At 61.1% G+C, this 12,307-nt stretch carries 12 protein-coding genes; 7 read left to right on the top strand and 5 right to left on the bottom strand.

All coding sequences use genetic code 11. The annotated features are described in order from the left end of the window. The 3 genes from EN939_RS06125 to EN939_RS06120 all read right to left on the bottom strand — a co-directional run. A partial coding sequence (locus EN939_RS06125; protein WP_164750893.1) for a twin-arginine translocation signal domain-containing protein occupies nt 1-261 on the bottom strand: 261 nt, incomplete at its 3' end. A 194-nt stretch (nt 262-455) separates the two neighbouring features. Then, nucleotides 456-719: a hypothetical protein gene (locus EN939_RS38515; protein WP_127276278.1), complete on the bottom strand. Its 264-nt coding sequence runs from the start codon at nt 717-719 to the stop codon at nt 456-458. A 28-nt stretch (nt 720-747) separates the two neighbouring features. Continuing rightward, nucleotides 748-2,472 (bottom strand): CocE/NonD family hydrolase, encoded by a 1,725-nt coding sequence (locus EN939_RS06120; protein ID WP_236383073.1) that lies wholly within the window; start codon nt 2,470-2,472, stop codon nt 748-750. Nucleotides 2,473-2,591: 119 nt separating this feature from the next. On the opposite strand from EN939_RS06120, the gene EN939_RS06115 reads away from it, so the two are divergent. Further along, nucleotides 2,592-3,404: a helix-turn-helix domain-containing protein gene (locus EN939_RS06115; protein WP_127267312.1), complete on the top strand. Its 813-nt coding sequence runs from the start codon at nt 2,592-2,594 to the stop codon at nt 3,402-3,404. A gap of 12 nt (nt 3,405-3,416) precedes the next feature. On the opposite strand, the gene EN939_RS06110 is transcribed toward EN939_RS06115, so the two are convergent. Beyond that, the gene (locus EN939_RS06110) at nt 3,417-4,703 is read right to left on the bottom strand and encodes an ArgE/DapE family deacylase (RefSeq protein WP_127267311.1); all 1,287 of its coding nucleotides are present in this window, start codon (nt 4,701-4,703) and stop codon (nt 3,417-3,419) included. Between the two features lie 184 nt (nt 4,704-4,887). Then, nucleotides 4,888-5,154, bottom strand: a complete 267-nt coding sequence (locus EN939_RS06105; RefSeq protein ID WP_236383061.1) for a hypothetical protein — start codon at nt 5,152-5,154, stop codon at nt 4,888-4,890. Between the two features lie 174 nt (nt 5,155-5,328). Between EN939_RS06105 and EN939_RS06100 the strand changes: the two genes are divergently transcribed. From EN939_RS06100 to EN939_RS06075, 6 genes are all read left to right on the top strand, one after another. Beyond that, nucleotides 5,329-6,273, top strand: coding sequence for a MurR/RpiR family transcriptional regulator (locus EN939_RS06100; RefSeq protein ID WP_127267310.1), 945 nt, complete (start codon nt 5,329-5,331; stop codon nt 6,271-6,273). Between the two features lie 332 nt (nt 6,274-6,605). Next, nucleotides 6,606-7,832 carry an ABC transporter substrate-binding protein gene (locus EN939_RS06095; RefSeq protein ID WP_236383060.1) on the top strand — a complete coding sequence of 409 codons (1,227 nt, stop codon included), beginning with the start codon at nt 6,606-6,608 and terminating at the stop codon, nt 7,830-7,832. 3 nt (nt 7,833-7,835) lie between these two features. Next, a complete protein-coding gene (locus EN939_RS06090; protein ID WP_236383059.1) occupies nt 7,836-9,839 on the top strand; it encodes an ABC transporter permease in 2,004 nt (667 codons plus the stop codon). 14 nt (nt 9,840-9,853) lie between these two features. Beyond that, complete coding sequence (locus tag EN939_RS06085; protein ID WP_127267308.1) at nt 9,854-10,903, top strand: ABC transporter ATP-binding protein; 1,050 nt, start codon at nt 9,854-9,856, stop codon at nt 10,901-10,903. Further along, the gene (locus EN939_RS06080) at nt 10,893-12,050 is read left to right on the top strand and encodes an amidohydrolase/deacetylase family metallohydrolase (RefSeq protein WP_127267307.1); all 1,158 of its coding nucleotides are present in this window, start codon (nt 10,893-10,895) and stop codon (nt 12,048-12,050) included. The genes EN939_RS06085 and EN939_RS06080 overlap by 11 nt, the downstream gene beginning before the upstream one ends. Nucleotides 12,051-12,062: 12 nt before the next feature. Continuing rightward, a partial coding sequence (locus EN939_RS06075; RefSeq protein ID WP_127267306.1) for an aldehyde dehydrogenase family protein occupies nt 12,063-12,307 on the top strand: 245 nt, incomplete at its 3' end.

The following is a 12,307-nucleotide window of genomic DNA, read 5'->3' as shown; positions in this document are numbered from 1 at the left end:
TTCCACCTCCCAGCCCCACTCCGGACCCGTCTTGTATCGGGTTAGCTTGGTGCAGATCCAGTCCATGCCATCGACATTGTAGGCGTTCTGGTATAAGTCGGGATCTAGCTTGTCAATGTGTGAATAGTCGCGGGCCTTGAGCACCTTGCCTTCGGCTGCCCATACGGCCTGCGACAGAGGCAGGCCGGAGGCGATGATCCCCGCGCCGAGACCGGCGCCGGCCTGCAGGAAATGCCTGCGGTTCAATGTTATTTCAGTCACGCTCTTTTCAGTCACAGTTGCGTTCCCCTTTCAACCCGAGCGGGCTTCCGGACGACTGCCGGTTCGCTCTTTTTTGGTGCCGCGCCGCCCGACGGGCCACGAGTTCGGACGGTGCATTCTTCAGTTCAGCCGGCTAACCGGTCAATTTCGCTGCCGACGCAGATGTAAGCGATACTAGCGTCAGTTCGCGAATGTCACAGCAGGCGACGCTCTATTGCCTCGGCCCATTTGTGCTCATGGACGAGAGCCTCGCCTTCCCACGCCTGCAAGTTCGCCTCGATGTGGAAATGCGAAGACGTTGCGGTCATGGTGGTCTCGGTCACCGAGTGCATGCGCCAGTCGGCGCGTGAGAATTCGAACTCCCATTTGGCCTCGGCCTTGACCGATCCGAAATCGTCGCTGCGGAAGGAATAGCGTTCGTGGCCGAGCGAGGTGATGGTGAGGTCGTTGTCGACCATGCGATAGGTGCCGGCGCCCTCGCCGATCTCAACGACGGTCGAAGCGTCTGCCAGATTTTCCGTTATCGTCCAACCCTTTTGCGGCTTTGAGATCGTCTCCACCCCGTAAGGGCGGCGCCCCTTCGGGTTCGGCAAAAGGCGCCGGTTCCGGATCTCTGGCGCCTCCGACGCGAACCGGAAGTTCAAGTCGGCAATCCGCCGGGTGGACGGTAAGCGTGACCGGCTCGGGCGAAGGCCATGCGACCGGGAAATAGTTGGTCGAGATGGACAGCCGAATGCGATGGCCGACCCGGAAGCGCTGCGCCACATGCTTGAGCGGCACCGAAGCGCGATAGCGCGTGCCCGTTTCGAGTGGTTCAGGGTTTTCATGCCCGTCGCGATGCGTCAGGTTGAGAAGGCCGTAGCTGACGCGCGTTACCGCGCCGCCGGGCGAGACATCGCAAAGCCGTACTGCCACCATGGCGACCGGCCTGTCGCTTTCGAAGGCAAGGTCGAATATGGCGTCGCCGGCGATCTCGAGATTCTGCGCCAGCACCTCGGTTTCGTAGACAAGGCTGCCGGCGTCGTCGCCGCGCTGGTCCGCCGGCTGGTCGCCGGGCGTGGCGTAGGAGCACCATTTGCCGCCGCGCAGGCCGACCCACAAGGGCGAACGGATCGCTTGCCTTCCAGACGCATGATCTGCCTGGCGTGCGGACAGGCGCCCATTGCCGGAAAGGAAGAAAGACTGCCGCTCGACATTCGGCGACGGCCATGCCGGCTCCGTCACCCAGCGTCCGGCCCGCAATTCATAGGAGGTTTGCGGCGGGGCGCTGTCCTGCACGAACAGGCGCAGCATCGGTTCGCCCATAATGCCGGTGTCGCGGCCCTTCAGCCAGTGATCCCACCAGCGGACGCATTCCTGGAGGAAGCCGATGGCGGGACCGGGCTTGCCGATATGCGGATAGGTGTGCGCCCACGGCCCGACCAGCCCCTTGCGCGGACCCTGCAGCTTTTCCATGAGGCGGAAGACGGAGCGGCAATAGCCGTCGGCCCAACCGCTGACGGCATAGACCGGACAGGCGATCGCGTCGAAATCCTCGCAGACCGAGCCGTGCCTCCAGAATTCGTCGCGGTGCTGGTGCTCCAGCCAGTTCTTCAGCCACAACCCGCTTTCCTTCAGCCGGCTGTGCCATAAAGCACGCCAGTTGTCCGGCTTGTTGCGGGGATCCGGCGGCAGCGTGTTGCGGCCGAACATGATCGCGGCCCAGGAGAGATTGTCGATAAGCAGCGTGCCGCCCATGTGGTGGACGTCGTCGGCGTAGCGGTCGTCGGTCGAGGCGCAACTGATCACCGCCTTCAGCGCCGGCGGACGCATGGCGGCGATCTGCAGCCCGTTGAAACCGCCCCAGGAGATGCCGATCATGCCAACCTTGCCGTCGCACCAGGGCTGGGTCGCCAGCCATTCGATGACCGAGCAGCCGTCGTCCAGCTCCTGCTGGAGATATTCGTCGAGCATCAGCCCTTCGGAATCGCCGGTTCCGCGCAGGTCGACGCGCACCACTGCGTAGCCGTGGCCAGCTACGTAGGGATGCATGACGACATCGCGCGCGGCGGTCAGATCGTTCTTGCGATAGGGGATATATTCCAGGATTGCCGGCACCGGCTTTTGTTCAGCACCCTCGGGAAGCCACATGCGCGCCGCAAGCCGGCAACCGTCCGGCATCGGGATCTCGAAATGGTCGACCGAGCGGATCGGATGGGGGAAGTTGGACACTGTGCGCAAGGTGAGGCCCTCTGTTTGGCGGGCGCCACCTTGGGCAAATCGGCAGTGTCGCACAATTTCGCGACCCTTCGCGACTTGACACTGTTCTGGCGTCAGTATGCATTAGATCCATGCAGACCGAACCGCTTCCCCAGAACCTCGCCTTCCTGTGCAGCTATTATCCGTCGATCGCCGCCGTGTGTCGGCGCCTGCAGATCAACCGCCAGCAGTTCAACAAATATCTGAGCGGCCAGACCTGGCCGTCACGCCGCAACATGCGCAAGATCTGCGATTTCTTCGGCGTGACCGAAGGCGAGCTTTTGATGGACCAGCAGCGCTTTGCCGAGATCGTCGGCCTGCGCCGCCGCCCGCTCGGCGTCCACGCGCCGTCGGACCTGCTGGTGCACATGGAGCAGCTCTATCAGCGGTCCGGCGATCTCGGGCGCTATGTCGGCTACTATTTCCGCTATTTCTACTCGTTCGGCTATGCCGGCAAGATCATCAAATGCCTCGTCGTGATCTATGAAAAGGACGGCCGCTATTTCTGGAAATGCATGGAAAGGCTCGTCCATTTCGGCAAATATGGCGTGAAGACCTCGAAATATTCGGCCGCGCTGCTGCTGCTCGGCGATCGCATATTCGCGCTCGAATCCGAAATCCTGCTCAAAACCAGCATCACCCAGGTGATCCTCTATCCGAGCTACCAGACGAGCGTCGCCTATCTGGTCGGCATCCAGACGGGCATGCCCCTTTTACGGGGGCGGAGACCCGCAGCCTCGGTCGTGCTTCTGGAATATCTCGGCCGCTCCGTCGACCAGCGCAAGGCGCTGCGGGCCTGCGGCCTATTCGACGAAACCGACCCCGCCATCGATGCTGGCATCCGCGCCATGATCACCAACCGGATACCGGCGGGCACATTCGTGCTTGAAACCGAGGAGGTGTAGCCGGCTCCCCGGTTATATTGCCCGCTCCACGCCGCACCAGCCGGCGGCGAACAGCGCGATCGTCTTCGTCACCCGGCGCAGCGACGACAGGCTGACGCGCTCGTCAATGCCATGAATATTCTCCGAAACCGGTCCATAGACCAGCGCCGGTATATTCGCATGGACGGCGAAGAGCGCCGCGTCGAGATAACAGGTCATGACGTAGGAACGCATCTCACCGCCATGCGCCAGACCGTGTGCTTCCTGCAGAACCTGTCCGGCGGAGCAGTGCGGCCGCATGCGGTAGCCGGTCTGCATGACGCCGATCCACTCGACCTTCGGATTTGCCTTGGCGAGCCGCGGATCCGCACTTGCCGTATCGGCGACGAAGGCTTCGAACGCGGCGGCGCGCTGCCTGGGATCGTCGCCAGGATAGAAGCCGATCCGGCCCTCGAAGGAGCAGGCGAAAGGGACCGAGGCCAGCCACTCGCCGCCGGAGATGGTGCCGATGTTGAGCGATGCGGGATTGGCGATCTCCTCGAAACCGGGATGGCGCGCGCGTTCGTCGTTCCACTTGGCCGCAAGACGCTGCAGGTGGCCGATCAGGCCGAGCCCGGCATCGATGGCGCTGACGCCGGACTCTGCTTCCCTCGGATGTGCGGGCACGCCATGGACGGTGATGCGGAATTTGATGACGCCGGAATTGGCCGAAACCAGCTGTTCGTCGGTAGGTTCCGGAATCAGCACCGCATCGGCGGTGCAGCCACGGGCGATTGCGGCGGCCGCGCCGTTGCCCGTCACCTCCTCGTCGAGCACCGACTGCACCTGCACCGGCGCGGTCAGGCGGTAGCCGGCCTTCTCGATCGCGTCGAGAGCGAAGATGTTGGCGATGAGCCCGGCCTTCATGTCGCCGGCGCCGCGGCCGTAGAGCCAATCGCCGTCGCGGGTGGCGGAAAACGGCGGATAGCGCCAATGTGACGGGTCCGCCGTCGGCACGACGTCGACATGGGCGTTCAGGGCCAGCGAGCGGCCGACTTGCGAAGCCGGCGTCTTCCTGCCGACCACGTTGAACGCGCCGGCATAGTCGATCGTCGCCGGCGAGAAGGCCGGATGATTGGCCATCGCCCGCATATCGATGCCGAACCGTTCCACCGCATAGCCGCGTTCGGCGAGCGCTGAGGCGACGATCTCCTGCGCGGCGCCTTCCTGCCCGCGCAGCGAAGGCGCGCGGACGAGCCGCTGTAACAGTTCGACCTGGCTTTCAAAATTGTCATCGACCGCGCGGGCGATGTGATCTGGATCGGGGAATGAGGATTTCATGACTAGCCTTCCTGACTGAACCGGCGGGGAGAAGTCGCGCGTCTCTCTTGCCCAGCCGGCACTGTCAATGGCCGTTCTGGCCGGCAGCATAGGTGCAACAGGAACCGTTGCCCGAGATAAGCGGGCCGGCGAGCCGGACGCCGCGTTGCCGGACGCATTTGCTCTCCATGCCGCGCCCTCCCAGCTATGCCGGACAGAGGGCCTTGCGCAGGGCCTCGACGAACTGCTTCAGCGGCGGGGTTGGGCCGACGTTGTATTTCCAGTTGGTCAGTCCGATGGTCAGCGAATCCTCGTAGCTCTGGCCGCGAAGATAGGTGACCAGCTTGTCGAGATCGATGATGCCGTCGCCCCAGGCAAGATGGCTGCCGCCGGCATCCGAGTCGGTGAAATGCACATGTGCGACGCGGCCGGCGACATGGGTGAAATTATCTTCGGGCCGTTCATGCGTCATCACCGCGCCGGCCACGTCATAGACGGAACGCTATACGCGTTCATGTGGCAACAACTCGAACGAGAGGCGAGCTAAGCTGAAGGCCTCATGAAGTAAAGTTACGCATCAGGTTTCAGAGAAACGTTGACACCCTGACGGTTTAATTCAAAACCTCGACCTAAAGGGAGATATTCAATGGCTCGCCATCCGTCGCAAGAAAATCGCATATCACAACCTAATGATGACACGGTCATCCCAGGCGTCAAGCGCAATGCACAAGATGTCATTGGGCTCATTGTCGACCAGCAGTCACAGTTCTCCAAAACAAACCGCCGGATTGCGCACGCGATTTTGAGCGAGCCGCATAGCTTTGCCGAAAAGCCTATCGAGGAACTCACCACTTGGCTCAATGTATCGGCGCCAACCATCACACGGTTTTCGCGCATGCTGGGATGTGACGGTCTAAAGGATCTCAAGCTCAAGATCATGGGGTCGGTGCGCGTCGGCATCCGTTATCTCGAACCCCAGACGCCGCCCGGATCCATCGCCGAAGTTGCGGAGCGCGTCAGCAAACGGGCGCAGAAAACCATTGCGGACATGCATCACAACGTCGACCTCGAACGCGCCCAGGCGGTCGTCGACAAGATCAGCGTCTGCCACACGCTCTACGCATTCGGAAGTGGCGGTGTCTCCTCATGGCTTATCGAGGAGATCCAGAACCGCTTTTTCCGGTTGGGTATACGCGTAATCCCCTGTAACGATCACCAGATGCAGTTCATGCTTGCAACAGCTGTTGAACGCACGGACGTCGTGATCTGCTGTTCGCTCACGGGCGCCAATGTCGAGCTCGAGAAGGCTGTAACCGTCGCTCGCGAGTACGGAGCGACAACCATCGCCCTGACACCGAGCGGAACCCCCCTGGCTTTCGCTGTGGACGAACTCCTGCCGATCGACTGCCTCCCGGACGAAGACATTCTGACGCCGGCGTCAATCCGCTACGCCTACATGATCGCAATCGACATCATATCCTACGGCGTCGCCATCGCACGCAAGGACGCGGGCCGGGAAAAGCTTCGCCGCCTCAAGCAGCAACTGGCGATCGCACGCGATGCGGCCCAGACACAACCCTTGTGCGACTGAGCCGGAAGATGTCAACTTTTTTGCTTTTTTGATCAAAAAATAGATCAAAAACTGACAAAATGCTCCGGACCAACGAAAAATGACACGGAAATGAAAATTTTGTTGGACAGCTAAAAATTTTTGCGCATAGTTACCCCACAGCAAGAGCTTAACCGGCCTTACAGTTTGTCTTCTAGGCCGGAGATACTGAAAGTCATCTGCCGGCACAGCCGGTCGGCCGAAATCAAAAAAAGCTATCATAATGGGGAACTAGCATGATTTCTTCGCTGGAACGACACCTGCTGTCCAGAAGACAGATACTACAAGGCGCTGCGGGACTATCCGCTGCCGCGATGATTGGGTCTCGCGCCTTCGCGGCACCCTCCACGCCGATCAGCTTCGTCGGCTGGCAATACCAGCCGCAGATCGTCGAAGAGAACGTCAAGACGTTCATGAAACTCTATGATGAGAACGTGAATTACGAGCTCGTATCGGGCGATTACCACCCTGTGGCGGAAACGAAGCTCACCGGCGGTCAGCATATCGACATGCTGTATTCCGAAGAGAACTACATCGCCCGCTGGCACGCGGCCAACTGGATCCGTGACATCGAGAGCCTTCCGGGCGTTGCCGATATCAAGGCCGGCATGTTCCCGGTCAGTGTCGAGTCGCTTTCGCTGCCCAACGGCGGGGCCCTGTGCGGGCTCCCCTACTACGCCGGCTACAACACCTTCCTCTACAACGAGGAGCATCTCAAAAAGGCCGGGGTTCAGGTACCGGAAACCTGGGATGCCGTTCTTGATGTCTGCCGCAAACTCAAGAAGGACGGCATATCCGACGCGCCCTTTCACGCAATGTGGCAGCAACAATGGCCAAACATGTCCTGGTATATGTTCGCGGCTTGGTATTCCGAGGGCGCCAAGGTCTTCGATGCCGACGGAAACTTCGTCGATGAGCCGGCCTTGCGCAAGATCCTCGAAATCAACCAGACCTTCTACAAGGAGAAGCTGGTCGTCGAAGACATCATGACCTTGCCCGGCGAAGGTGTGCCCAGCTATGCCTCCGGCCGTCACACGTTCATGGTCGTCCATGACTACAACCACAAGGTCGCCAACGATCCCGCCGTTTCCAAGATCGCGGGAAAGGTGCGCAACGCGATCATGCCGGGCGCGACCCGCTCGACCATGGCCTGGACGGCGGCCTATCTGATGGGCGCCCAGCCCGTCGATGAGGAGCGCGTGTGGAACCTGCTCCAGTTCTTCGGCGGCAAAGCCAAGGATGGCCAGTATCATGTGATCAAGCGCTGGGCTCTCGAGTTCGGTCTCGGCTCGGGCTACAAGGCGGTCATGCAGGATCCGGAGATCGTCGCCAGTTTCTCGAAATGGCGCGACCTTGACATTTCGGCCAAGCAGCTCGGCATGGCGACGTCACGCGCGATCGGCAAGGCGATCTGGTTCCCGGAATGGGATATGTTCATGATGCAGCAGGTCCAGGAATATATCCGCTCAGGCAGCTCGACCGACGAGTTGGTGACAGCGCTTGCGGCCAAGGCTTCCGAGCTCAAGGCCCAATATCAGTAAGACATGACGCAACAGCCGGTCATCGGGGCCGGCTGTTGCGTCCGCACCAACCTCCAACACATCGCCAGACGCGGCATTGTCGGCGATCTGGCCCAGATGATGCGCGAGGACGCCATGACGATGACATTGCCGTCGCAAGGAGCCGAGCCGCTGGCGCGCGAACGCCGGCGCAGGATGAGCCTTCCGGCTTTTGCCTATCTCTCCGTCGCCCCGACGCTGATCCTGATGATCCTGATCGTCGGCCTGCCGCTCCTCTACAGTCTGTACTTGTCCTTCAACATCACCAATCCGATCACCAAGCGATGGATTTTCGTGGGCTTCGCCAATTATGCGAAGATCTTCCAGAATCAAGGCTTCTGGTATGCGCTCGGCCGCACGCTTTACTTCTCCACGATTGCGGTCATCGGGACGACCGTACTGGGAACACTGATCGCGCTCGTCTTGAATCAGCGTTTTGCCGGCCGCGGCTTCCTGCGCAGTATCGTCCTCGTTCCCTGGGCCATGGCGCCCGTGTCTATCGGGGTGCTGTGGTCCTTCATCTATGCCGGCAATTTCGGTCTGTTGAACGGCTTTCTCAACGACATAGGCCTCGGTTCATGGGGGCGGGCATGGTTTGGAGAGGGCTTCCGCGCCCTCAACCTCGTGGCGCTGACCCAGGTCTGGAACCAGACGCCGTTGACGACGCTGATGCTCCTTTCCAGCCTGCAATCCATGCCGGGCAACCTGCATCGCGCTGCCATTCTCGACGGCGCGGGACCGGTCAAGCGCTTTTTCGCGATCACTTTGCCTTGGCTCAAGTCGACGCTGCTGTTCTCCACCATCATCTCCACGATCAATGCGTTCCTGGCCTTCGACATCATCTGGATCATGACGCGCGGCGGTCCGGGCGCGGCGACCACCACACTGTCCTGGCTCGGCTACATGCAATCCTTTCAGTTCCTGAAGTTCGGCGAAGGGGCCGCTCTTCTTTACGTGCTGACGTTTCTCAGCCTTGCATTCGCCATCGCCTATTTTGCCTTCCTCAGCCCCAGGAAAGCCAGGACGACAGTGTCGGCTTTGGCGGCCCCAGGGCTGCTAACAGCCAGTTGCCCGCGGCCCGCCATGGTCGTTCTGCCGGAATGGAAGCCGAAAAGGCTGATGGGCCCGATCGCTGCACGCAACGCTGGCAAGATCCTGTTCGCGCTCGCCGTCGTTGCCATTTTCGTCTGGTCGTTCCTGCCTGTTGCGGCGCTGGTCCTGATAAGCCTATCGCCAGCCACCGACCTGATCCGCACGCCCCCCTCCATCGTGCCCTCGACGCTCACTTTCGACAACTATCGGGCGGTGCTCATGGCGCAAGGCACGACCAGCGTGCAGGCCGCGCGCGTGCCGTTGTCCCTGCTCAACAGTTTCGGCATCGGCATCGTCGTCTCCGTCGTCAATGTCGCGCTCGGCACCTTGGCTGGCTACGGTTTTGCCCGCTATGCTGGACATCGTTTCTTTGCCGTCAGCCTCTGGGCGCTTCTTCTGACGCGTATGGTTCCCGCACTGACGCTGGTTCTGCCGTTCTTCGTCATCTTCCGGACGCTCGGGCTCATCGACACCCATCTCGGTCTGGTGATCGCATATTCGACGATCCTGATGCCGCTTGCCGCCTGGATGATGAAGACCAGTTTCGAGACCGTTCCAATCAGCCTTGAGCGCGCGGCACAGATCGACGGCTGCAGTCGCTGGACGATGTTCCGCAAGGTTCTGGTGCCCGTGGTGCGGCCGGCTATCGTCGCGGCGCTGATCTTCTGCTTCCTCGTGTCCTGGAACGAGTTTCTCTTTGCCATGATCCTGACCTCGACCCCCAAGACGCAGACAATCCCCGTCGTCATCGCAGGCTTTCTCAACCAGGCCCGTTTCTATGAATACGGACCGCTCTTTGCGGCCAGCGTGCTTGCCATCCTGCCGCCTGTGGCCGTTGCCTTCTTCTTCCAACGTTACCTCGTCCAGGGTGCGCTTTCCGGCGCGGTCAAGGGCTGAAAGGAGCTTCAAGCATGGCGTCGATCAAGATTGCCGGCCTTACCAAGCGGTTCGGGGCGATAGCTGTTTTGAAGGGTCTCGATCTTACGATCAACGATGGCGAGTTCATTTCCTTCCTCGGACCGTCGGGGTGCGGGAAATCGACTTTGCTGTTTTGCATCGCCGGCCTGGAGGATATCGACGAGGGATCCATCCGCTTCGACGACAAGGAGATTTCGGAGCTCGGTCCGCGTGAACGCAACATCGCGCTGGTCTTCCAGGATTACGCGCTCTACCCGCACATGACGGTGCGCGAAAACATCGCCTTTCCATTGCGCCAGCAGAAGCTGGACGAAGCGACCGTAGGCAAGCAGGTAGCCTGGGCAGCCGATGTTCTGGGCATCGAGGCCCTTCTCGATCGCCCGCCGGCGGCGCTTTCCGGCGGCCAGCGCCAGCGCGTTGCCGTTGGCCGCGCGATCGTCAGGAACCCTTCTGTCCTTCTCATGGATGAGCCGCTGTCAAATCTCGACGCCTCGCTGCGGGTGCGCATGCGCACCGAGATCCGACGCCTCCAGAAAGCGCTCGGCATTACCGTCATCTTCGTCACCCACGATCAGGAAGAGGCCATGGTGCTGTCGGACCGGATCGCAGTGATGAAGGACGGCGTCGTGCAGCAGTTCGGACCGCCGATGGAGGTCTATTCGGCTCCCGCCAACCAGTTCGTCGCCGGGTTTATCGGCAGCCCGCAAATGAACTTCCTGCCCGCCAATCTCTGTGGCGGGAGTTCTGACCGGATTCTTGGCGTGCGTCCCCACGACCTGAAGCCGGCGGCGCGCGGTAATGGTGGTCTCACCCTTTCGGGCGAACTCGTGCTGATCGAGCCCGCCGGGCCTTTCCAGTTCCTCGATGTCGACGTTGCCGGCCACATCGTCCGGGCAACCTGCAGCGATGCGTCGGGCCTGTCCGCGGGCGAACGCATCACTCTCTGCGCGAGCCCGGACGCTGTCCGCTATTTCGCCACCGAGGACGGCACCCGTATCAATCAGCGCTTCTTGGAAACCGAAAGCCGAATTCATGCCTTATGATCTCGTTTTGAAAAATGGTCGCGTCATCGATCCTTCCCAGGGTATCGACCAGGTCACCGATGTCGCCTTCGCCGCAGGAAAGGTCGCCGCCGTCGGTAACGGTCTTTCTGGAACCGAAGAACGAAACGTAGCGGGCCTTATCGTAACGCCCGGCCTGATCGATCTGCACACGCATGTTTACTGGGGCGGGACGTCGCTTGGGGTGGATCCGGACGCGTTTGCCCGCAAGAGCGCGGTTTCGACCTGCGTCGACACGGGAAGTGCCGGACCGGGAAATTTCCCCGGATTTCGCAAGCATGTGATCGAGCGAAGCACGGCTCGCATTCTCGTCTACCTGCATATCTCCTTCGCCGGCATCTATGGTTTTGCAAAGAACATCATGATCGGCGAAAGCCATGACATGCGGCTTCTTGCCGGCCGCGAGGCCGTCGAGGTCATCAACGCCAACCGCGACATAATCATCGGGGTGAAGGTGCGCATCGGTCGCCACGCCTCTGGCCCCGCCGGTATCCAGCCTCTCGATGTCGCCCTGCAGGTCGCCGACGAGACGGGCCTGCCATTGATGGCCCATATCGATGAGCCACCCCCTTCCTACGAGGCCGTCGTCTCGCGCCTGCGAGCTGGCGATGTACTGACCCATTGTTTTCGACCCTTCCCTAATGCGCCCATCGACGGCGCAGGCAAGATCAAGCCGGAAATCCTCGAGGCGAGGGAACGAGGCGTCCTTTTCGATATCGGCCACGGGATGGGCTCCTTCTCCTGGAAAACGGCGCGCGCGATGATGGCGCAAGGCTTCCAGCCGGACACCATCTCCTCCGATGTTCATGCGCTCTGCATCGAGGGTCCGGCCTACGACCAGGTTACGACGCTTTCGAAATTCCTTGCGCTCGGCATGTCGATCAACGACATCATCGCAGCCTCGACCGTCAATGCGGCCAAGGCATTGCAGCGCCCAGAGCTTGGAACATTCAAGATTGGCTCGGCCGGGGATGCGAGCATCCTCGAATTGCGTAATGGCGCGTTTTCCCTTGAAGACACGCGCGGCGAGATTGTCGTTGCGCCTGAACGTATCTTTGCCGCCGGTCTGGTCATCGCGGGCCAGGATATCGGTACCGATGATCAAACGCTCGCTGCGGCGGCCGAATGAAGGAGATTTGAAATGGATGGTGGCTATGCCATGAAAGACGCGCCCGCCAATTTCATAGGCGGCGAATGGCAGACGGAGCCGGACACCATGCCGGCGGTCAATCCCGCAACCGGGGAGACCATTGCCCAGTTGCCGCGATCAGGCCGCGAGACGGTACAACGGGCTGTCGCGGCTGCAAAAGCAGCCGCGCCGACATGGGCCGGCATGCCGGTTTTCAAGCGCGCCGCGATCTGCGTTGCCATCGCCTCGGCAATCGA

Source organism: Mesorhizobium sp. M7A.F.Ca.CA.002.05.1.1 (assembly GCF_003998335.1).
Classification (GTDB): domain Bacteria; phylum Pseudomonadota; class Alphaproteobacteria; order Rhizobiales; family Rhizobiaceae; genus Mesorhizobium.
Note: the sequence above shows the minus strand (reverse complement) of the source record. Positions and strands in the feature narration are given on the sequence as shown.